Source organism: Rhodococcus sp. NPDC057014 (assembly GCF_042673295.1).
Taxonomy (GTDB): domain Bacteria; phylum Actinomycetota; class Actinomycetes; order Mycobacteriales; family Mycobacteriaceae; genus Rhodococcus_F.
The window spans coordinates 87629-111728 of record NZ_JBHUSF010000001.1 but is presented as its reverse complement, the minus strand read 5'-3'; the positions used below and the strand labels follow the sequence as shown (position 1 = coordinate 111728).

The following is a 24100-nucleotide window of genomic DNA, read 5'->3' as shown; positions in this document are numbered from 1 at the left end:
ATGTAATGTAGTGGACATCACAGTATGCGGCCGACCCCATCGCGGCAAGCCCCACACAGTCACCCCCGGCCGGCCGGTTCGCCGACCGCATCACCCACGAGGAGTTCCCCGGACATGAGCGTCGAATTCACCAGTGAACAGAAGGACTTCGCGGCGGCGATCGCCGATTTCTGCAAGCGCGAGAGCGGCACCCGCGAGCAACGCGACAGGCTGACGAATCACGGCGAGCACAACCACAATCAGGACCTCTACGAGAAGATGGCGAAGCTGGGCTGGCTGGGCATCACCATCCCCGAGGAGTACGACGGCTCGGCCGCGAGCCACGTCGACATGTGCATCCTGCTCGAGGAAGCCGCCAAGGGCATGGCACCCATCGGCGGGATCGGGCCCACCCTGATCACGGGCGGCGCCTACGCGAAGTTCGGAACCGACGCACAGAAGGACGTCGTGCTGCGCGGCATCGTGGCGGGCCGGTCGCAGTCCATCTCGATGTCCGAGCCGGAGGCCGGTTCCGATGTCGGCAACCTCAGCACCCGCGCGGAGAAGACCGCCGACGGCTGGGTGATCAACGGCCAGAAGACGTGGTGCTCCAATGCGCACTTCGCCGACAACATCCTGCTCGTGGCCCGCACCGGGCGCGGCGACGGCAAGCACGAAGGCCTCACGATGTTCCACGTCCCCGCCGATACGGCGGGACTGAAGATCAGCGGCATCGACACGATGGGCGGCAAGGAGGTCAACGACCTCTACTTCACCGACTGCGTCCTGCCCGAGGACGCGGTGGTGGGCGACGTCGGCAACGGCTGGCGCCAGCTGATGACCGGACTGAACTTCGAACGCCTGATCCTCGCGGCCATGATGCTCGGCACCGCGCAGCGCGCGTTCGCCGACACCCTCGATTTCGTCACCCAGCGCAAGCAGTTCGGGCGTCCCGTCGGATCGTTCCAGGCGCTACGCCACCGCATCGCCGATCTCGCGACGGAGATCGAGTGCTGCAAACTGCTCGTGTACAGCGTCGCCAGGGACGTCGACGCGAACCCCGACAAGATGCTGGCCCGTGAAGCGTCGATGGCCAAGCTGAAGGTCACGGAGACCGCGAAGAAGGTCGCGCTCGAGGGCATGCAGATGATGGGCGGGTACGGCTACGCCACCGAGTTCGACATGGAGAAGCACGTCCGCTCCACCATCGTCTCGAGCATCTACGGCGGTACCAACGAGATTCAGCGCGACATCATCGGCAAGACCTACGGCTTGTAAACATCCACTGCGGTTTATGCTGGTTTGCCGCATCGAAGGAGTTCTCCATGGCATCGCCCTCCGTGTCACGATCCGCAGCGGGCCGCACCCTGCGCCGCCGACCCCAGTTGTCGGACGACGTCGCCGTGCACGTCCGCAACCTGATCATGTCCGGGGGCGTTCGCCCGGGTGACTTCATCCGCCTCGACGAGACTGCGGCAGACCTGGGGGTCAGCGTCACACCCGTCCGCGAGGCGCTGCTGACCCTGCGCGGCGAGGGACTCGTCGAACTGGTTCCCCACCGCGGCTACGTGGTCGCCCCGCTCAGCCGGAACGACATTCACGACCTCTTCTGGCTACAGGGCCAGATCGCCGAGGAACTCGCGGTCCGCGCGACGCGGTCCGTGACCCCGGAGGTCGTCGAGGAACTGACCGCGATCAACGAGAAGCTGCGGCGGGCCGTCGAGGACGGCGAGGCCGAGCGCATCGAGGATCTCGAGTTCTCGTTCCACCGGGTCATCAACCGTCTCGCCGACGCGAGCAAGCTGTCGTGGTTCCTGCTCAGCGCCACCCGGTACACACCGGTGCAGTTCTATTCGTCCGATCCGGCCTGGGGCGAGGCTGCGGTCGAGAGCCACCGCCGCCTCATCGCCGCACTCGCCGACGGGAAGGCCGACGTGGTCGGTGCCGAGAACAAGGCCCACTTCATCGACGGTGCCCAGCGACTGGTCGCACATCTCGACGACGTCGGCATCTGGGACTGACCAGCGCCGCCGATCACCCGCGCCCGGTCAGCACGGCGCGGGGTTGCGCTCTCCGTATGTGGGGTCCAGCGCCCGCTGGATGATGTACACGGCCCGCGGATCGGTGGTCAGCTGGCCGTGGTCCGCGGTGTTCGTGTCGCAGCCGTCCTGGAGCCAGATGTTGTGCACGGCGGCCCCCGGACCGGCTGTCAGGAATGTGTTCTCGGGAGGGGTGGACACCGTGTCGCTGCGACTGGCGACCACAGTGTAGTCGATGCCCGGGTCGGTGTCGCCCGCCGCGTTGAGGAGCTGCAGGAAGGGCGAGCCCACCATCTGCTGGATGTAGGACGGCCCGACCGCGACGCCGGCGAGCGTCGTGACCGGCACACCCAGCGCCTGCGCGATCGCACCGAGCGCCTGGACGTCTCCGAAGCTGCTGCCGTGGTTGGTGGCGCCGAGGGTGACGAGCGAGTGCACCTTGTTCAGTGCGGGGTTCGCCCGGTCGGCGCCGCCTTCGAACCGCAGGTACTGGCGGGACACCGTGCCGCCGAGCGAATGGCCGATCATGTCGACCTGCGGAGCACCGGTGGCGGTGCGGACCAGTTCGACGAACCCCGCGAGCTGCCGAGCGGACTCCTCGATGTCGGCGCCGCCGAACATGCGCATCATGTTGCCCTTGGTCAGACCGGCGGCCTGTCCGTAGTTGAGGGCGAAGACGCAGTAGCCCTCCGCGCTGAGCTCCGGAGCGAGGTCCTTCCACGTCCCCACCATGCCGGTCCAGGTGCCGTGCACCAGCACGACGGGACGGGGGTGCGCCGCCGACGGCCTACAACTCCAGTCGTTGGCCCCGGGAAGCGCGGACGGATCGACCACGGGCGCGGGCTCCGCTTCCACGGGATCCGCTGCCGCGGGTGCCGCACTGCCCAGCATCACGATGCCTGCCAGCACGCACAACAGAGCCCTAGTGGCCGACGATATACGCATATTCCTCGTATCCTGAGTTTGCGGAAATAGACTTCAGGTTACGTTAGCCAACCGTCCATCAAAGTCTCAACCTGAGATCGAGACTCGGGGGTGATCACCGACCTGGTTCGTATTCGGCCGATCGACCACGGCCCTCCCGGCCATCCGGAAGGCTCATGGAAACGAACCACCAACTGCACACGATAGTCGGGATGAGAAAGCTACTGCCGATCGAGTGAGTGGGGCGACTATGTATTTCTCCGTAGAACAGCGGAACGGCGACGATTCCGGAGAGCATTCTGACGCCTCGGCGCAGCACGCACTCGAGAGTCTGCGCGCGGAACTCGACGCCGTCGACGCGACCCTGCTCGAGACGGTCCGGCAGCGTTTGGAAGTGTGCCTGCGCATCGGCGAACTCAAGCGCCGCGAGCACATCGCCATGATGCAGCCGGGACGGATCCACATCGTCCACGAACGGGCGCGCCGGTACGCCGACAGCCACTCCCTGTCCCCGGAGTTCTTCGATTCGCTCTACGACCTCCTCATCGCCGAGACATGCAGGCTCGAGGACCTCGTGATCAACGCGGAGACCGTCGACGAGACACCCCGCCACAATGGCAACCACAACGGCGGCCATGCCGGCAACCACCAGGTTCGCCACAGTTCCGTGCCGTCTGCGAATGTCGAGTCGTGATGAGTACCCGGACGCTGCTGGTCGACAACTACGACTCCTTCACCTACAACCTGTTCACTCTGCTGGCCGAGGTGAACGGGGAACCGCCCACGGTCGTGCACAACGACGTGGAGTGGAGTTCGATCCCCTGGTCCGACTTCGACAACATCGTCATCTCCCCCGGCCCCGGCCGGCCGGACCGGAAACGCGACTTCGGGATCAGTGCCCGCATCATCAGGGAGACCGAACTCCCCGTGCTCGGTGTCTGCCTCGGCCACCAGGGGCTGTGCCAGCTGTTCGGGGGCAAGGTGGTGCTCGCGCCCGAGCCGATGCACGGCCGCGTGTCCCTCGTCGACCACGACGGATCCGAACTCTTCGCCGGCATTCCCTCACCGTTCCCGACGGTCCGCTACCACTCGCTCATCGTCGAGGATCTCCCCGACGACCTCGAGGCGACCGCCTGGACGGCCGACGGACTCCTGATGGGCGTGCGGCACCGCACGCGCCCGCTGTGGGGTGTCCAATTCCACCCCGAATCGATCAGCACCGCCTTCGGCCACGAACTGCTCGCGAACTTCCGCGACCTCACCCGGACGCATTCCGGAACACCCACCCACGGTTCCCTGCTCAGAATCCCGATCCCCCACGCGCCGTACGTGGTCCAGCAGGTGCGCGTCGACCACGAGGTCGACCCCCGCACCACGTTCGAGGACCTGTTCGCGTCCGGGCCCAACGCGTTCTGGCTCGACGGGACGTCGGCGTCGGAACCGACTTCGCGTTTCACGATCATGGGCAACTGTTCCGGTCCGCGCGCCGAATACATCACGTACGACGTCAGTGAAGCGATCGTCCGGATCACACGCGAGGGGTTGCCGGTCGAACAGGTGCACGCACCGTTCTTCGACTACCTCGAACGGCAACTGCAGGCACGGTCGGTGCCCGGACTCCCGGGTGTGCCGTTCGGCCTCGGATACGTGGGGTACCTCGGCTACGAGTTGAAGGCCGAGACCGGTGGCACGGCGGCACACAAGTCGCCCACCCCGGACGCCGCACTGGTGTTCGCGGACCGCGCGGTGGTCATCGACCATTCGAACGAGCGCACGTACGCGCTGTGCCTGAGTGACCACCCGGACGATCCGGAGTTGCGCCGCTGGCTCGACGAGATGGAGACAGCGCTGCACCGGCTGGCCGAGCCGGACCAGCCTCCGACCGCGGTGCCGCCGATCCGGAAACCCGAATCCGCCGAACTGGCCCTGCGGCACGACCACGACAAGTACCTCGACCACATCGCGTCGTCGCTCGGCGAGATCCGGACCGGCGAGTCCTACGAGGTGTGCCTGACCAACATGGCGACGGTGGACCAGTCGATCGATCCCCTGCACACGTTCGAACTGCTGCGCTCCATCAGCCCCACGCCGTACAGCGCGTATCTCCAGTTCGCCGGGCTGTCCGTTCTCAGTGCCTCCCCCGAACGGTTCCTGAGGATCGGCGCAGACCGGGTGGTGGAGTCCAAACCCATCAAGGGGACCCGTCCGCGCGGCGCCACCCCCGCCAAGGATGCGGCGCTGCGGCAGGACCTGCTCGACAGCGAGAAGGACCGCGCCGAGAACCTGATGATCGTCGATCTGACGCGGAACGATCTGGCCCGGGTGTGCGTCCCAGGCTCGGTGCACGTCCCGAAGCTGTTCGACGTCGAAACATACGCGGCCGTGCATCAACTCGTGTCGACCGTGCGCGGAACCCTCAGCGCCGACGCCTCCGTCGTCGAGTGCGTCCGGGCCGCCTTCCCCGGCGGATCGATGACCGGCGCCCCGAAGATCCGGACAATGGAGATCATCGACCGGCTCGAGTCCGGGCCGCGCGGTGTGTATTCCGGTTCGATCGGCTATTTCTCGCTGACGGGAACGGCCGACCTGTCCATCGTCATCCGCACGATCGTCGCCACCGACAACGAGGTGACGTTCGGCATCGGCGGTGCGATCACTGCGCTGTCGGACCCGGAGGAGGAGTTCGACGAGGCGATGGTCAAGGCCGCCACCATGTTGCGGGCGCTGTCCGTGACGGCGGACCGGCCGAACGAGATCGGGCAGTGAACGTTCCGGCCGCATCCGCCAGGACCGTCGCGTTGATCGGCGGCTCGGGCGATGTCGGCCGGATGCTCGCGGACCGGCTCCGTGCCGACGGAAACACCGTGCGCACCATCGATATCCGGTTCACCGACCGGTCCGACGCCGATCAGGTCAAGGGCGACGTCACCGACCCGTCGCCGGAGCTGCGGGCGGTGGTGCGTGCCGCCGATGCGGTGATCCTCGCGATCCCCGAAAACGTCGCGCTGGAGTCGATTCCGTTCGTCGTCGCGGAGTTGCCCGAGCACGCGCTGCTGGTCGACACGCTGTCCGTGAAGTCCCGGTTCGGTGCGGCCCTGCGGGAGAGCGCACTGCGAGGCGGCGCGGTGGGCATCAACCCGATGTTCGCGCCGTCCCTCGGACCGGAGGGCCGGCCCGTCGCGGCCGTGACCTACCGGGACGGCACCGGGGTCGAGTGGTTCCTGTCCGCGCTGTCCGGCTGGGGATCGTCGGTGGTCCGCATGGACGCCGAACACCACGACCGGCTCACGGCAGCGACCCAGGCACTGACGCACGCCGGCGTGCTCGCCTTCGGCCTCGCCCTCGCCGAACTCGGAGTCGACGGCGCCGAACTCACCGCGGCGGCCACCCCACCGCATCTCGTCTCGCTCGCGCTCCTCGCACGGGTCGGCGGCGGTGGCCCCGAGGTCTACCGGGACATCCAGGCCGGCAATCCTTTCGCCGGCGACGCCCGCCGCGCGCTCGCCGCCGCGCTCGCCACTCTCACCGACACCGTCGAGCAGGGCTCGGAGGACGATTTCGCCGCGCTCATGTCCCGCGCGACGTCGCCCCTCGGCGACCGGAGCGAACCCCTCGCCCGGCTGTGCGCCGACCTCTTCACCGATCTCGTTCACCGACAGCCGCGGAACGGAGAGACGTCATGACGACCCGGAACATTCCCTCGCTCCCGGAGTACGACCCGTCCGATCCGGTGGAGAGCGCCGTCGTGACGCGGCTCGCCCGCAACTGGGGGCAGCGGGCGACCGTGAAGAAACCGGAGCCGGACCTCGACGCGCTGTTCGACCTGGGCAAACAGGACTACCCGAACGAGTTGCTGCCCTTCGCCGATCACGACCGGTTCCTCCGCATGGGTGAGGAGCAACGGAACCAGCTGCGGGCGTGGGCCTGGATCGCGTTCAACAAGAACGTCATGGACATCGAGCAGTACGTGGTCAACCCGGGGTTCGACCTCGTCGCGCACGACGCCCTGGACACCGGGCTCGGAGACACGTTCGCCGTGGCCGTCCACCAGGCGATGGTGGACGAGCAGTACCACACGCTCATGCACCTGAACGCGAGCGCGGTCACCCGCAGGCAACGCGGTTGGGCGATGCCCAACAGCGCCCTGCCCGACGTCCTGACGTTGCGCCGCCAGCGCGCGGCGACGGCCGAGGCCGCCGATGCGCGACAGCGGGCGATCACGACGTTCGCCTTCATGACGGTGGCGGAGATCTCGATCAGCTCCTACCTCGACCTGATCTCCGAGAACGACGTCATCCAACCGGTGAACAGGGCGACGGTCCGGCTGCACAATCGCGACGAGTACTGTCACGCCTCCATCGCCGACGACATCGCGGGCGTCGTCTACGACACCCTGAACCCCGGCGACCGGCGGCTCTTCCTCGACGGGCTGGTCGACGCGATGACCGCGTTCAGCAGCAACGACTACTCGACCTGGCACACCATCGTCGACATCCTGGACCTCGACGGCGGTCAGGCGATGATCGACGACGCCGAACACGACACCCGCCGGTCCGCTCTGGTCCAGGATTTCGGTGGCATCCACAAACTGTGCAAACACCTCGGGGTCGCGGGCGAGATGTCCTACGAGTGGGCCTGACGTCGCAGGAAAGCCGGCTCGCCCGCGCCTCTCCCGTCCGGTTGTCACAGAACGGCGGGTCCCGGTGTCTGGTGTGTGACACCGTCGAGAACGAAGAGGAGCCACCCATGGCCGGCACGTCGCACACCCCGCCCGACGATCGCGGCGGGAACACCGATGCCCGTTCCGATCCCGCCACCGAGGCGTTCGTCACGCACCGCAATCTGCTGTTCACCGTCGCCTACGAGATGCTCGGCTCGTCCGCCGACGCGGAGGACATCCTGCAGGAGACCTGGCTGCGGTGGGCGGGCGTCGATCTGGGCACGGTGCGGAATCAGCGGGCGTACCTGGTGCGGATCACCACCCGCCAGGCGCTGGTCCGGCTGCGCACGCTCGGCAGGCGCAGGGAGTCCTACGTCGGTCCCTGGCTACCGGAACCGTTGCTGACCGCGCCCGACGTGGCCGACGACGTCGAGTTGGCGGACAGCGTGTCGATGGCGATGATGCTGGTGCTGGAGACACTCGCACCGACCGAGCGGGCGGTGTTCGTGCTGCGTGAGGTGTTCGCTCTGGAGTACGGGGAGATCGCGGCCGCCGTCGACAAGAGCACGGATGCCGTCCGTCAGATCGCGCACCGGGCGCGGGCGCACGTCGCTGCGCGCCGGCCTCGGGGCGTCGTCTCCCCTGCCGAGTCCCGGGATGCGCTCGACGCGTTCAAACGAGCGCTCGAGACGGGCGACCTGCAGAGCCTGCTCGACCAGCTCGCACCGGACGTCGTCCTCCTCGGTGACGGCGGCGGAGTCAAGCAGGCCGTGCTGCGGCCCATCGTCGGGGCCGACAAGGTGGGCCGCCTGCTCGCGGCCGGCCTGCCCCGGATCGGCGGCGAGGTGTCGGTCGAGCCCGTGCAGATGAACGGCTCCCCCGCGCTGATCGTCCGGCTCGACGGGGAGATCGACGACGTCGTGGCCGTGCGGATGGACGACGGCAAGATCACCGGGCTCTACATCGTGCGCAACCCCGAGAAATTGTCGCGGGTCGAGCGGGAGACCGCGGTGAGCCGTTGACGGCCGACCCGTGAACTGACGATCCCGTGGTGGGAGGGCGCGGAGCCTTCCCACCACGGTCGCTCGGAGATCAGTTCCCGGACCGCTCCTCGGCCTGAGCCACGAGCGCGGTGAGCGCCGCCACCCAGAACTGCCCGAACCGGTCCACGTCCGGCGCCGAGAGGATGCCGGGCGGGAACGACATGAACGCCGACAACTGCAGGCCCTCAGCAGTTTCCGAGATCACCGACTGGATGTCGAGAACGGCCTGGGCGGGCATCGCGCTCTTCTCGAACCCACCCGTGACGGGTGATTCGAAGTCGGGCAGCCAGTCGAGTCCGCGGACCGCCTCGGGAACCTCGGCGGCGCTGACGCGTCCGATGTAGTTGAACACGATCTGCGGTTCCGCCCAGTTCCTCATCACCGGCGACGTGTCGGGGTTGAGATACCGCAGCAGGCCGTACCCGATTCCTCGGTCCGGGATCGCACCGAGCTGATCCCGCACCGCGCGCACGGCGTCCGCGGCGCCCGCACCGCCCCGCAGGGCGTCGGCGATGTCGACCCCGGCCAGATCGAGCCGTGCCGGGTACATCGTGGTGAACCAGCCGACCGTCCGCGACAGATCCGCGCCCGGCACCGCGGACTCTTCACGTCCGTGGCCCTCGAGCGTGACCACCGTCGACGAGGCCTCGACTCCGCGGTCTCGCCGCCACGCGGCCACCGCCAACGCGAGGGCTGCCGCGAGAACGTCGCCGATCTCGCCGTCGAGCGCACCCGGTGTGCCGCCCAGCAACGCCTCGGTGACCGGTGCGGGCACGTCCACCCGGGTCCGTTCCAGAGTGCTGACCAGATCGGTGCGCAGGTCCAGCGCACGGGATCCGAGCAGCGGATCCGGACCGGTCAGCATCCGTTCCCACACCGCGAATTCGGCCACCCGCTCCGGTGTCGCCGCCGCCTCGAGCAGCCCGTCGGTCCATCGCCGCAGCGACGTTCCGACCGGCTCGAGCGACGGCGTCGTGCCTGCGGCGATCTGGGCGCCTGCGGTCGCGAAGTCCGGCACCAGGATCCGCCACGACACGGAGTCGATGACGAGGTGGTGCGGCACGACGAGGAGCCGTCCGCGCCGATCCGCCTCCGCGGGGTCGAACCAGACGAACTGGAGCATCGACCCGGTGCGCGGATCGAGACGATCCAGCGCCGCATCGAATGCCGCGCCCGCTACCGCGTCGAACTCCGGCGAACCCGGCTCGGCGCCGGCAGCGATCTCCACCCGCTGCACGGTGGCGTCGATGTCGACGCTGCCCGCAGGCGCGATCTCGAGCGCGTCCCCGGCACCGCCCGTGACCAGTGTCGACCGCAGCACGTCGTGCTGGTCCACCACCGCGGTGATCGTCGCGGTCACCTGCTCGCGGTCGATCCCGGCGGGCAGTGTCAGCAGCAACGGCATGACGAATCGGTCGAAGTCGCCGCCGCGCTCGACCATCTTGCGGGCGACCGGGGTGAGTGGCACCGTTCCGACGCCGCCCCCCTCGTACTCGGCCAGTGCCGCCGCCGCGGACTCGCCCGAATCGGCCACTGCTGCCAGCTCGGCAACGGTGCGCCGCTCGAACACATCTCGCGCGGTGAAGTGGATACCGGCCGACCGGGCCCGCGCGACCAACTGGATGGACACGATGCTGTCGCCGCCGAGCTCGAAGAACGAGTCGTCGATGCCGACGTTCTCCCGGCCGAGCAACTCCCCGAACACGGTCGCGAGTGCCCGTTCGGTGGCGGTGCGCGGCGCGCGGAACTCGGCCGCCGACGCGAAGTCTGGCACCGGCAGCGCACGACGGTCGAGCTTGCCGCTGGTGCCCAGCGGAAGTTCGGCGAGAACCATCACGGAATCCGGGATCATGTACTCGGGCAACGATTCCGCGACGAACGCATCGAGCGCCGCCTGGTCGATGACCACGCCGGGCCTCGGCACGACGTAGGCGACGAGCCGCGCCCCCACCTCGCTGGTGTGCACGATGACGGCCGCCTGCGCCACGTCCCCGTGCCGGACGAACGCCTCCTCGACCTCGCCGAGCTCGATGCGCAGTCCGCGCACCTTCACCTGGAAGTCGGTGCGGCCCACGAACTCGAGGACACCGTTCTCGTTCCACCGGACGAGGTCACCGGTGCGGTACATCCGCACACCCGGATCGCCGAACGGGTCGGCGACGAACCGCTCCGCACTCAGCGCGGCGCTGTTGACGTAGCCGCGGGCGAGTTGCGCGCCGTCGAGATACAGCTCGCCAGGCACACCGACCGGCGCCGGATTCAGGTGGGCGTCGAGCACGTAGGCCCGCGTGTTCCAGGCCGGCGAACCGATCGGCGCGATCGTGGCCGTCCCCGACCGCTCCACCACGTGGGCCGTCGAGTTGATGGTTACCTCGGTCGGGCCGTACAGGTTCACGAGCTCCGCGGAGCCGAGTCTCGCGACCCGCTCGGCAGCCGACTGCGGCAGCGGCTCGCCGCCCGCGAACACGAGCCGCAGCGAACCGCACCCGTCGGCGGTCGCGGCGTCGAGGAACATCGTGAGCACGGACGGGACGAACTGGATCACCGTCACCGATTCCGTGTCGACCGTCGCGGCCATGTATTCGGGATCGCGATGACCGTCCGGTGAGGCCATCACCAGGGTTCCGCCGACCACCAACGGCAGGAACAGCTCCCACACGGAGGCATCGAACGTGAACGGTGTCTTCTGCAGCACCACGTCCTGCGCATCGATGCGATAGACGTCGCGCATCCACGCCAACTGGTTGGCCAGCGCCGAGTGCGGGATCGCCACACCCTTCGGACGTCCCGTCGAACCCGACGTGTACAGCGCGTACGCCAGGTTGTCCGGGCGCAGGTCGCCGAGCCGTTCGGTGTCCTCGATCGGGCCGTCGCCGTACCCGGTGAGGTCGAAGTCCTCGACCAGGTACACCGGGACCTCCACGTCCAGGTTCGCGATGTCGTCGGCCGAACTCAGCACGCAGGCCGGAGCGGCGCTGTCCACCACGTACGACGTCCGGTCGGCGGGATGCTCGGGGTCGATCGGCACGTACGCGCCGCCCGCCGCGTAAACGGCGTAGAGGCTGGTCAGCATGTCGAGCGAGCGCCGCATCGCGATGCCCACCACCGTGTCCGGTCCCACACCCATCGCCATCAGGTGCCGCGCCAGGCGGTTGACCCGCGCATCGAACTCGGCATAGGTGAGCCGCACGTGGTCCGCCACCACGGCGGTCCGATCGGGTGTGCGCGCCACCTGGGCGCCGAACATCGACACCACGGATTCTTCCGCGACGTCGCGGCGGGAATCGTTCCATCCGGACAGGACGAGGTCGCGCTCGTCCTGCGTGAGCAGATCCAGATCCCCCACCAGAGTGGAACTTCCGGCCGCGATGGTCTGCAGGATCCGGTTCAGCCGGGAACCGAGGCGTTCGACGGTGTCGGCGCCGAACACGTCCGGAAGGTACTTCAGGACCAACTGCAGTTCGCTGTCCGACTGCGCCAGCAGGCTCAGCGGGTAGTGCGAGGCGTCGCTGATCTGCACCCCGGCGACCCGCAGGCCGTCGATGTCGCTGTCCTCGGTGAGTCCCGCCCGGTCCACCGGGTACGACTCGAACACCGTCAACGTGTCGAACAGCCCGCCGATTCCGGCGATCTGCTGGATCTCGGGGAGACCGATGTGATGGTGGTCGAACAGAGCGGACTGTTCCGCCTGCAACCGTTCGAGCAACCCGAGGATCGACTCGCGGGGATCGACACGCACCCGGATCGGGATGGTGTTGATGAACAGACCCACCATCGACTCGATCCCCGCGACCTCCGGTGGGCGACCCGACACGGTGGCGCCGAAGACGACGTCGTCGGACGCCGTCATCCGGGCCAGCAGCAGACCCCACGCCGCCTGGACGATCGTGTTCATCGTCAGGCCGCGATCCCGCGCGATGCGGGCCAGGTTCTCGCTCACCACCTCGCCGAGATGCAGCGCGATCTCGGCGGGCTCGGGACGGACCTCACCGGCGGGCGCCGGGGCGAGGACGGTCGGCCCGTCCAGCCCGGCCAGCGCGTGCGCCCAGGCGCTGCGCGAAGCGTTGGCGTCGCGTTCGGACAGCCAGCCGAGGAAGTCACGGTAGCCGCGGACACGCGGCAGCACCGAGCCGTCTCCGCGGGTCGCGTACAGCACCAGCAGATCCTTCATCAGCAACGGCATCGACCATCCGTCGAGCAGGATGTGGTGGTTGCTGATGGAGAACCGGTAGCTGCTCTCCCCCGTGCGGATCAGCAGGAACCGCATCAGGGGCGGACGGCCCATGTCGAACCGCGCCGAACGGTGTTCGCTCAGAACGGAACCGATCCGCTCCTCACGGTCGGCCTCGGACAGCGCCGACAGGTCGAGTTCCTCCCACGGCAGCGCAACGTGGTCGACGACCACCTGGACCGCGGTCCCCGAATCGTCGGGGACGAAGGCGGTGCGCAGGTTCGCGTGCCGCGCGATCAACGCTTCTGCCGCGCAGCGGAGGCGGCCGGTGTCGACGACGCCCCGGAAGTCGAGCACCACCTGCGCGGTGTAGACGTCCACCGCGTCCTCGGCGAGAACGGAATGGAAGAACATTCCGGACTGCAGCGGAGCGAGCGGCCACACGTCGGTCGCGGCAGGGTAGCGCCGTTCGAGCGCCTCGAGGTCGTCCTGCGTCACGGTCACGAGGGGGACGTCGGACGGCGTGAGACCGCCGCTCTTCGGCCCGGACGCGTGCTCGGCGAGCGCGGTCGCCGCGGCGTGCCACAGCTCCGCGAACTCCCACACGTCCGCCTCGTCGAGTATCTCGGTGGCGAACGCGATCTTGGCCTCGATCTGCGGGCCCGACGCCGTCTCCGACGTCACGGCGTTGATGCTGAGCACCGCCGGCGCCACCATCTCGTCGTCCATGGCGCCGCCGAACTCACCCGAGTCGCTGTCCGGAATCCAGCCGAGATCCCGGATCTCGGCGGGCAGATCCACCGAACCCGCCCGGCCGAGGTAGTTGAACCCGATCTGCGGAGTCGGCAGCGACGCCAGAGCCGGAGCGGTCTCGTCGTTGAGGTAGCGCAGCAGGCCGTAGCCGATGCCCTTGTCGGGCACGGCCAGCAACTGTTCCTTGACGGCCTTCAACGCCGAACCCGCCGAGGTGCCGCCGTCGAACGCGTCCGCGAGGTCGGCCCGCGACACGTCCAGCCGCACCGGGTACAGGCTGGTGAACCAGCCCACCGTGCGGGCGAGGTCGGCGCCGGGAACGGTCGACTCTTCGCGGCCGTGTCCCTCCAGGTTGATCAGCACGGAACGATCCGTGGTGCCGCCGCGGCGTTCACGCCAGCGCGACACCGCGAGGGCGAGCGCCGCGAGCAGGCCGTCGTTGACGCCGCCGTTCACGGACTGCGGGATCGTGGTCAGCAGCGCCTGCGTCACCTGCGTCGAGAACGTCATGCTCAGACGGTCGGTCCGGGAGATCACGTCGCGTTCCGGATCGAATGCTCGCCGTCCGATCAGCGGATCGGTTCCCGCGAGCATGCCGCGCCAGAAGTCGAGTTCGGCCACGCGGTGCGGAGACTTCGCCTCCTCGGCGAGTCCGTGCGCCCACGCCCGGACGGAGGATCCGACCGGTTCGAGCTGCGCGGGCGCTCCCGCCATGATCTGCGAACCCGCGGTCGCGAAGTCCGGCAACAGCACTCGCCAGGACACCCCGTCGACGACGAGGTGGTGCGCGAGCACCAGCAGGCGTCCGCTCTGACCCGGCAACGACTCCGCCGGGGCGAACCACACGAACTGCGTCATCCGGCCGGCCGCCGGATCGAGCCGGTCTGCGGCACGGCTGAGCGCCGCGCGGGCCAGCCGCTCGAACTCGGCGGTGCCCGGCTTGTCGGTGAACTCGATCTGCTCGATCAGCTCGTCCGCGTCGAACGCGCGTCGAACGGACAGCGACTCGAACGACCAGTCGTCCCCGACGCGCGTGAGCCGCGAGCGGAGAATGTCGTGGCGCGCCAGGATGGCGTCCACCGTGTCCGCCAGCTGATCTCGCGTGACGGCAGGCGGGGTGGTCAGCAGCACGGCCTGCGAGAACTTCTCGAAGGATCCGGCCGTCTCCACCAGCCAGCGCGCGATCGGGGTGAGCGGCATCGTTCCGACGCCGCCGCCCGGCAACTCCTCGAGCTTCACCGAGTCGACCTCGGTGGCCCACGCGGCCACCTCGGCCAGCGCCGCCACGGTCTTGCGCTCGAAGACGTCGCGCGCGGTGAACAGCACCCCGGCGTTCTTCGCCCGGGTCGTCAGCTGGATGGACACGATGCTGTCGCCGCCGAGGGCGAAGAACGAATCGTCGACGCCGACCCGGTCGACACCGAGAACCTGCGCGAAGACGTCGGCGATGGCCTTCTCCATCGGCGTCGACGGCGCGGTGTACTCACTGGCGACCGACACGAACTGCGGCTCGGGAAGCGCCTTGCGGTCGAGCTTGCCCGCGGGTGTCAGCGGAACCGAGTCGATGGCCATGATCGACGACGGCACCATGTACCCGGGCAAGGTCTCGGAGACGAACGCCGACAGCTCGGCGACGTCGATCGACGCGCCCGCCGCAGGCATCACGTACGACACGAGCACGGTCTGCCCGGTCTGCTCGCGGTGGTGGCCGAGCGTGACGGCGAAGTCGACACTCGGGTGCCTGCCGAGTTCGGCGTCGATCTCGCCGAGTTCGATGCGGAATCCGCGGACCTTCACCTGGAAGTCGGAACGGCCGACGTAGTCGAGGACCAGGTCGCCCGTCTCGTCGTCGTGCACCCAGCGGACGACGTCGCCGGTGCGGTAGAGCCGCTCACCGGGACCGCCGAACGGGTTGGCGACGAATCGCTCCGCCGTCAGGGCGAACCGGTTGTGGTAACCGCGGGCCACACTCGGGCCCCCGACGTACAGCTCACCCGCGACACCCACCGGGACGGGCGTGAGCCGGGAGTCGAGAACGACCACGTCGACGCCCCGGGTGGGACCGCCGATGGTGACGGGCCGATCCGCCTTCATCGGGTTGCTCGACGTGCTCCAGATCGTCGCCTCGGACGGGCCGTACAGGTTGAACATGCGGCGGCCCGGCGCCCACTTCTGCATGAGCTCCGGTGGGCAGGCCTCGCCGGCCACCGACAGCACCTCGATGCCGTCCAACCCGGCCGGGTCCACCGTGGTGAGCGCGGCGGGTGTGATGAAGGCGTGCGTGACCTTCTGCTTCTTCAGCAACCGTGCGAGTTCGTCTCCGCCGTACACGACGCCGGACGCGATGACCATCGTCGACGCGGCGGCCACTGCGTGCAGCAACTCGAATACCGATGCGTCGAAGCTGGGCGAGGCGAAGTGCAGCACCCGCGACTGCGGGGTGAGCCGGAGCCGCTCGACCTGCTCGGTCGTGACGTTCGCCAGGCCCGTGTGGGTGACGACGACGCCCTTGGGCAGACCCGTCGATCCCGACGTGTAGATCACGTACGCCGCGTCGTCGACGCGGGTCGGACGGATGCGGTCCGCGTCGGTGACGGCCTCGTCCGACACGGACGCGCACGCCTCGTCCATCTCGTCCGCGCCGAGCACGAGCCAGCGCACGGTGTCCGGGAGTTCGGCGACATGGGCGCCGGTGGTGAGACCGATCTCCACGCGGGAGTCCGTGACCATGTGCATGATCCGGTCGAACGGGTAGCTCGGATCGACCGGGACGAACGCCGCCCCGGTCTTCGCAACCGCCCAGATGGAGAGGATCGATTCGACGGAACGGGTCAGCGCGAGGGCCACGAAGTCGTCGGCGCCGATGCCCCTGCCGATGAGGACGCGGGCGAGACGGTTCGAGCGCTCGTCGAGTTCGCGGTAGGTGACCTGGTCGTCGCCGCACACGACGGCGACGGCATCCGGGTTCACCGCCGCGGCAGCGCCGAGGATGCCCGACAGCAGCTCGGGTGCGGCGGTGTCCGCGCCCCGCACCGGAGCCAGCACGGAGTGCTCGTTCTCGCTGAGGACATCGATGTCGCCGATCAGCACGGACGCGTCGGCGGTGATCGCCTCGAGGATGCGCTGGAAGCGGAACGCGAACGACGCGATGGTGCGCTCGTCGAACAGATCCGTCGCGTAGGTGAACACGCCGCGCATCGGCGCGTCCCCGTCCGCGCCTGCCGCGTCGGCGAGCGTGAGCTGCAGATCGAACTTGGCGGCGTTGATCCCACCGTCGAGTCCCTCGACCGTCAGGCCGGGCAGTTCAAGGTGCGCCTGCTCGATGTTCTGGAACGCGAGAGCCACCTGGAACAGCGGCGAGAACGCGGTCGAGCGTTCCGGCTGCAGGATCTCGACCAGCCGCTCGAACGGCACGTCGGTGTGGGTGAACGCGCCGAGGTCGTGCTGACGCACCTGCGCGAGGAGGTCCGCGAACGTCGCGTCGACGTCGACCTGCGCGCGCAGCACCAGCGTGTTGACGAACATGCCGACCAGGTCGTCGAGTGCGGCTTCACCGCGGCCCTCGATCGCGGTGCCCACCGCGATGTCGTCCGTGGCGCTGAGCCTCGCGAGCAGCACCGACAGCGCCGCGTGCGCGACCATGAACAGCGACGCGTTGTGTTCGCGGGCCAGTGCCCCGAGCCGGTCGCGCAGTGCCGCGTCGATCTCGAAGTCGAAGCCCGCGCCGCGCATCGACTGTGCGGGCGGCCGCGGCCGGTCCGTCGGCAACGGCAGCACGTCCGGCAGACCGCTCAGCGTGGTCCGCCAGTAGTCGATCTGCTGGGTGGCCAGCGAATCCGGGGCGTTCTCGTCACCGAGCAACTCGTGCTGCCACAGCGAGAAGTCCGCGTACTGGACGTCGAGCGGAGCCCAGGCGGGTTCCGAGCCGGCGGCGCGGGCGCTGTAGGCGATCACCACGTCGCGTGCCAGCGGTGCCGTCGAGGCGCCGTCGGAGGAGATGTGGTGGACGACGATGACCAGCACGTGCTGGTCGGCGTCGATCCGCAGGAGGCGGGCCCGGACGGGAACCGCCGTCGCGACGTCGAATCCGGCGGTGACGAGGGAGATCACGCGTTCGCGCAGCACAGTCTCGTCGGCAACGTCCTCGACGTCCAGGGCCGTGAAACTCCGGGCCCGCGACAGCACGACCTGGCCCGGTCCGTCACCGGTGTCGGGGTAGGTGGTGCGCAGCGTCTCGTGCCGTTCGACGACGTCGCCGAGTGCCTGCTCGAGCGCCGCGACGTCGAGGTGGCCGGTCAGCCTGATCGCCAGCGGAATGTTGTACGCCGCCGACGCGGTGTCGAACTGGTTGATGAACCACATGCGGGACTGCGCCGGGGACAGCGGAATCCGGGCGGGACGCGACTGCGGCACCAGTGCCGGCCGGTTCGCACCCGCCGAATCGGACTGCTCGGCGCGAGCCGACAGCGCGATCACCGTCGGCGCCTCGAACAACTCGCGCACACCGATCGACGTGTCGAGGGCTGCGTTGAGCCGGGCGACCACGCGGGTGGCGACCAGCGAGTTGCCGCCGAGGTCGAAGAAGCTCGTGTCGGCGCTGACCCGCTCGTGGCCGAGAACGTCGGCGAAGACCCCCGCCACGATTTCCTCGACCGGGGTCCGCGGAGCCCGGTAATGGTCCGCGGCACCGCCGAATTCGGGTTCGGGAAGCGCCTTGCGGTCGAGCTTGCCGTTGATGTTCAGCGGCAGCTCGTCGAGCGCGATCAGCGCGGACGGCACCATGTAGCCGGGAATCGACCTACCCGCGAACGCGAGCACGTCGGCGTCGTCGACGGCACCGCCCGGCTCCGGCACGACATAACCGACGAGGCGGTCGCCGGTGTGCCGGTCGCTGTGTACCACGACGACGGCCTGCGCGACCGCCGGGTGCGCCACGAGGGCACGCTCGATCTCGCCGAGTTCGATGCGGAAACCGCGGACCTTCACCTGGAAGTCGCTGCGCCCGACGTAGTCGAGGTTGCCGTCGCGGTTCCACCGCACGAGGTCGCCGGTGCGGTACATCCGCGCACCGGGCTCGCCGAACGGGCCGGCGACGAATCGTTCCGCGGTGAGGTCGTGGCGGCCGAAGTACCCGCGCGCCAACTGCTCGCCCGCGAGATAGAGCTCACCTGTCACGCCGGCGGGAACGGGGTGCAGACGCGAATCGAGAACGTAGGTCTGCGTGTTCCATTCGGGCCTGCCGATCGGGACCGAACCGTCGCGTTCGTCGCCGCACCGGTAGTGGGTGACGCTGACGGCGGCCTCGGTGGGGCCGTACAGGTTGAAGATGTCCGCGTCGCAGACGTCCCGGAACCGGAGCACCGTGTCGGCGGGCAGGGCCTCACCGATGCACAGCACACGCCGCAACGACGCCAGCTGCGCCGGTTCCGCCACCGCGACGAACGCCGACAGCAGCGAGGGCACGAAGTGCACCGTCGACACCTGCTGCTCGGCGACGAGTCCGGCCAGGTACGACGGATCGCGGTGGCCGTCCGGTGCGGCGACGACGAGCCGTGCGCCCGCGGTCAGCGCCCACCAGAACTCCCACACCGACAGATCGAACGTGGCCGCCGTCTTGAGCAGCACCGAGTCCTCGGCCGTGAGCGGGTATTCCGACTGCTTCCACCGCAACTGGTTCGCGATCGCACCGTGCGCGATCGCCACGCCCTTCGGCCGTCCGGTCGAGCCGGACGTGTAGATCACGTACGCGGCGTTCTCCGGCCGCAGCGGTGCGGTCCGCTCCGAGTCGGTCAGCGGAGCCGGGTCGATACCGCCGAGATCCAGTTCGTCGAGCAGGAGGTAGTCGACGCCACCGGGCAGTCCCCCGACGACGTCGCGGGTCGCCAGGACGCAGACGGGTTGCGCGCTCTCCAGCACGTACGCGGTGCGCTCGGCCGGATGGTCCGGGTCGATCGGCAGGTACGCGCCGCCTGCCGCGGCGATCGCATACATTCCGACCAGCAGTTCCACCGAACGCGGAATAGCCAGGCCCACCACGGTTTCGGGGCCGACACCGCGGCCGACGAGATGCCGGGCCAACCGGTTCACCCGCGCCGAGAATTCGGCGTACGTGAGAGATTCGCCGTCGAACACGACAGCGGTGACGTCCGGGTTCTCCGCGGCAGCGGCCGCGAACATGTCCGCCAGCGTCGTCGCCGGCAATACCTGCGCGGTGTCGTTCCATCCGGACACCACGAGTGCGCGCTCGTCGCTGCCGGTGAGCGGCAGGTCGCCGACCGCTGTCTGCGGCGAATCCACCGCGGCGGCCAGCACGCGGCGGAACATGTCCGCGAAACGCTGAACGGTGGCGGCGTCGAACAGGTCGGTGGCGAACGTGAACACACCCGACATCTGCTCACCCTCGGGGCTGTCCCCCAGGATCAGATGCAGATCGAACTGCGCGGTGTCGCCCTCGACGTCGAGCGGCGCGACGGTGAGGTCGGGCAGTTCCAGCTCGGCCTTCGTCGTGTTCTGGAACGAGTAGCCCACCTGGAAGATCGGGTGGTGGGCCATCGAGCGTGCCGGGTTCAGGACCTCGACGAGGCGCTCGAACGGGACGTCGGCGTGCGAGAACGCCTCGAGGTCGGCCTCCCGGGCGCGATCGAGGATCTCGTCGAACGTCTGCCGCCCGTCGACCTGCACCCGCAGCGCGAGGGTGTTGACGAACATGCCGACGACGTCGTCGAGTTCGCGTTCGCCGCGGCCGGCGATCGGGGTGCCGACGGCGATGTCCTCGGTGCCGGACAGCCGGCTGAGCAGCACCGCGAACGCGGCGTGCACGGCCATGAACACGCTGGCGTTGTGCCTGCGGGCCAGTGCGGCCAGTCCGCGGTGCACCTCGGCGTCGACGGTGAAATCGATCCGCGACCCGCGCAGCGACTGCACGGGCGGGCGCGGCCGGTCCACGGGCAGCTCGAGGAGGTCGGGCACGCCCGCGAGGGTCTTCGTCCAGAAGCCCAGCTGGGCGGCGATCAGGCTGTCCGGGTCGTCCTCGCTGCCGAGGAGTTCCCGCTGCCAGATCGCGTAGTCCGCGTACTGCACCGGAAGCGGCGCGAAGCCGGGTTCGTGGCCTGCCGCCCGGGATGCATACGCCACCATGACGTCCCGCACGAACGGGGCGGTGGATTCGCCGTCGGTCGACACGTGGTGCACGACGAGTGCCAACACGTAGTCCTTCGGACCGGCCTGGAACAGTCGCACCCGGATCGGCGGCACGTCGGCGGTGACGTCGAATCCGGTGGACACCATCTCCACCAGCTGCTCACGCAGTTCGGTCTCGCTGACCGCAACGGGTGCGACGTCGATCGGCACCTGCGCGGCCGGGAGGATCACCTGGTGCGGTCCGTCGGCCGAATCCGGGTAGATCGTGCGCAGCGACTCGTGCCGTTCCAGCACGTCGAACACCGCGGACTGTAGTGCGTCGACGTCCAGCGCGCCGGTCAACCGGACCGCGAGCGGGATGTTGTAGGCGGGCGAGTCCGGGTCGAAGCGGTTGATGAACCACATCCGGGACTGCGCCAGCGACAACGGGACGAAGGCAGACCTCTCTCGCGGTGCGAGGACGGGCCGTGGCCGGACGTTCTCGTCCGGGGTGGCGATGCGGGCGGCCAGGCCCGCGACCGTCGGGGCCTCGAACAGTTCCCGCACGCCGATGCGGAGGCCGAAGACCTGTCCGGCACGCGACACGACCCGGGTGGCGCTCAGCGAGTTTCCGCCGAGGTCGAAGAAGCTGTCGTCGACGCTGACCTGCTCGAGCCCGAGCACGTCCGCGAAGATGCCCGCGATCGTCTCTTCGGCGGGTGTCGTCGGGGCACGGAACTCTGCACCCGCGGACACGAACTCGGGTTCGGGCAGCCGCGCCCGGTCCAGCTTGCCGATGCCGGTCAGCGGGATCTCGTCGAGGAGGATCACGACGGACGGCACCATGTACGGCGGAAGTGTGTCGCCGACAACCGACTTCAGCGATTCCGGATCGACGGCCGCGCCGTCCGCGGGCAGGACGTACGACACGAGGGTCGTCAGCCCGGCGGGGTTCTCGCGACCCACGGTCACCGCGAACTCGATGTCCGGCTGCGCGGTCAGGGCGGCGTCGATCTCACCGAGTTCGACGCGGAATCCGCGGACCTTCACCTGGAAGTCGGACCGGCCGACGTACTCCACCCGATGTCCGTCCGCCCACCGCACGACGTCGCCGGTGCGGTACATGCGGGCGCCGGGCTCGCCGAACGGGTTGGCCACGAACCGTTCCGCCGTGACGGACGGACGGTTGTGGTAGCCGCGGGTCACCGACGGACCGCAGATGTACAGCTCCCCGGGCACGCCCTCCGGCACCGGACGCAACCGCGAATCGAGGATGAGCGATTCGACGCCACGCAGCGGCGAACCGATCGTGACGCGTTCACCGGCCACCATCGGTTCGGTGATGGTGACGATGACCGTCGTTTCGGTGGGACCGTACGCGTTGCGCATCTCGCGGCCGGGCGCCCACCGCGCCACGAGTTCCGGCGTGCAGGTGTCGCCGCCGACCACGACGGACGTGACGGAGTCGAGGCCGTCCGGGTCGACCGTCATCAGCGCGGTCGGTGTCATGACCACGTTGTTGACCTGTTCGCGGCGGATCAGGTCGGCGAGTTCGTCGCCGCCGTAGACGTCCGCGGGCGAGATCACCAGGGTGGCGCCCGCACTGAACGCGGCGAGCATCTCCCCGACCGACGTGTCGAAGCTCGGCGACGCCACGTGCAGGAACCGGGAGTCCGGCGACACGACGTAGTGCTCGCGCACCTCACGGGTGAGGTTGGCCAGACCGCGGTGGGTGACCACCACGCCCTTCGGCTTGCCCGTCGAACCCGAGGTGTAGATGAGGTACGCGGGGTGGTCGACCGTCAGCGCGCGGCGCAGATCGGCGTCCACCACCGCGGCCGCACTGCGGGCAGCGATCTCCTCGGCGGCTGCCGTCTCGTCGAGGACGATCCACGGCACCGTGCCGGGCAGGCCGGTGTGATGGCGGGCGACCGTCAATCCGAGGACCGCCCCCGAATCGGACAGCATCTCGCCGATCCGCTCGAACGGAAGCTTCGGATCGACGGGCAGGTAGGCGCCGCCTGCCTTGGCGATCGACCAGATCCCGAGGATGGATTCGACGGAGCGCGTGATCGCCAGCGCGACATAGTCCTCCGGCCCCACACCCCGATCGATCAGGACACGCGCCAGCCGGTTCGACTGCTCGTCGAGTTCGCGGTACGTGAGCTCACGACCCTCGAAGGACACCGCGACCGACTCCGGCGAGATCTCGACGCCCGAACGCAGCAGCTCCGGCAGCGTGCTCGGCTCGACCGACTGCGGCCCGCGGACCGGGGCGATCGCGGCCTTCTCCGCGGCGTCGAGGATCTCGATGTCGCCGAGGACCACGCCGCGGTCGGACGACACGGCGCCGAGGATCCGGACGAACCGGTCCGCGAAGCTCAGGACGGTCTGCTCGTCGAAGATGTCGGTCGAGTAGTTGAACGTCGCGGCGATACCCGCGGCGGCCCCGTCGGCGTAGCGCTCCCCGACACTGAGCTGGAGGTCGAACTTCGCGACCTCGAGCGGGGCGTCGAGCGCGGAGATCTCGAGGCCCGGGAACTCCATCCGGACGGACTCGTTGTTGTCGAACGACAACGCCACCTGGAACAGCGGCTGGTGCGCCGTCGACCGCGGGACGTCGAGGACTTCGACGAGGCGCTCGAACGGAACGTCGCTGTGGCTGAACGCATTCAGGTCGGTGGCGCGCACCTGTGCCAGCAGGTCGGCGAAGGTGTCGTCGGGACGCACCGACGCGCGGAGCACGAGGGTGTTGACGAACATGCCGACGAGCCTGTCGAGTTCCTGCTCGCCGCGGCCGGCGACCGGCGTGCCGATCGCGACGTCCGTCTGCGACGACAGCCGCTCGAGCAGCACCGCGAGCGCGGCGTGCACGACCATGAACAGGGTCGTGTTCGTTTCCTGGGCGATCGCGAGCAGCCCGCGGTGGGTCTGCGCGTCGATCGTGAACCGTGCCGACGCGCCGCGCAGCGACTGCACCGGCGGCCGGGGCCGGTCGGTCGGCAATTCGAGCACCTCGGGGAGCCCGCCGAGCGCCTGCTGCCAGTAACCGAGCTGGCGGGCGGCCAGCGAGTCGGGGTCCGACTCGTTGCCGAGCGACTCACGCTGCCACAGAGCGTAATCGGCGTACTGGACGGGCAGCGGTTCCCAGCCGGGGGCACTGCCGGCGGCACGCGCCGCGTAGGCGGTCATCACGTCCGTGAACAGCGGTGCCAGCGACGCACCGTCGGCCGAGATGTGGTGCACGACCATCATCAGGATGTGGTCGGTGGGGTTCACCTCGAAGCAGGCGACCCGCACCGGGACCGTCTCGGTGACGTCGAATCCGGTGGCACCGAGTTCACGCAGACGCGCGAACAGGTCCTGCTCGTCCGCGACCGGGGTCGGGGTCAGGTCGGACACCACGTCCGCT

At 69.1% G+C, this 24100-nt stretch carries 9 protein-coding genes (1 of these 9 only partly in view); 7 read left to right on the top strand and 2 right to left on the bottom strand.

Translation table 11 applies throughout. The features are described from left to right. Positions 1-114: 114 nt before the first annotated feature. Both ACFTZB_RS00345 and ACFTZB_RS00340 read left to right on the top strand, forming a co-directional pair. The gene (locus tag ACFTZB_RS00345; protein ID WP_276135839.1) at positions 115-1257 is read left to right on the top strand and encodes an acyl-CoA dehydrogenase family protein; all 1143 of its coding nucleotides are present in this window, start codon (positions 115-117) and stop codon (positions 1255-1257) included. 47 nt (positions 1258-1304) lie between these two features. Next, on the top strand, positions 1305-2000 hold the full coding sequence (locus tag ACFTZB_RS00340; protein WP_378429574.1) for a GntR family transcriptional regulator: 696 nt from the start codon (positions 1305-1307) through the stop codon (positions 1998-2000). 27 nt (positions 2001-2027) lie between these two features. Here the strand turns inward: ACFTZB_RS00340 and ACFTZB_RS00335 are convergent, their stop codons facing one another. Further along, the gene (locus tag ACFTZB_RS00335) at positions 2028-2963 is read right to left on the bottom strand and encodes an esterase/lipase family protein (protein ID WP_378429573.1); all 936 of its coding nucleotides are present in this window, start codon (positions 2961-2963) and stop codon (positions 2028-2030) included. A gap of 229 nt (positions 2964-3192) precedes the next feature. On the opposite strand from ACFTZB_RS00335, the gene ACFTZB_RS00330 reads away from it, so the two are divergent. From ACFTZB_RS00330 to ACFTZB_RS00310, 5 genes are all read left to right on the top strand, one after another. Beyond that, complete coding sequence (locus ACFTZB_RS00330; RefSeq protein WP_378429572.1) at positions 3193-3636, top strand: chorismate mutase family protein; 444 nt, start codon at positions 3193-3195, stop codon at positions 3634-3636. Next, positions 3636-5708: an aminodeoxychorismate synthase component I gene (gene pabB, locus ACFTZB_RS00325; protein ID WP_378429571.1), complete on the top strand. Its 2073-nt coding sequence runs from the start codon at positions 3636-3638 to the stop codon at positions 5706-5708. Before ACFTZB_RS00330 ends, pabB begins: the two co-directional genes overlap by 1 nt. Beyond that, positions 5705-6625 (top strand): prephenate dehydrogenase/arogenate dehydrogenase family protein, encoded by a 921-nt coding sequence (locus tag ACFTZB_RS00320; RefSeq protein WP_378429570.1) that lies wholly within the window; start codon positions 5705-5707, stop codon positions 6623-6625. Before pabB ends, ACFTZB_RS00320 begins: the two co-directional genes overlap by 4 nt. Beyond that, positions 6622-7581, top strand: coding sequence for a diiron oxygenase (locus ACFTZB_RS00315; RefSeq protein ID WP_378429569.1), 960 nt, complete (start codon positions 6622-6624; stop codon positions 7579-7581). Before ACFTZB_RS00320 ends, ACFTZB_RS00315 begins: the two co-directional genes overlap by 4 nt. Positions 7582-7688: 107 nt before the next feature. Continuing rightward, a complete protein-coding gene (locus tag ACFTZB_RS00310; protein WP_378429568.1) occupies positions 7689-8624 on the top strand; it encodes an RNA polymerase sigma-70 factor in 936 nt (311 codons plus the stop codon). Between the two features lie 70 nt (positions 8625-8694). Here the strand turns inward: ACFTZB_RS00310 and ACFTZB_RS00305 are convergent, their stop codons facing one another. After that, positions 8695-24100, bottom strand: the end of a protein-coding gene (locus ACFTZB_RS00305; RefSeq protein ID WP_378429592.1) for a non-ribosomal peptide synthase/polyketide synthase. It continues 18311 nt past the right edge of the window; the window shows 15406 of its 33717 coding nt (coding positions 18312-33717); its start codon lies beyond the right edge, outside the window; it ends in the stop codon at positions 8695-8697.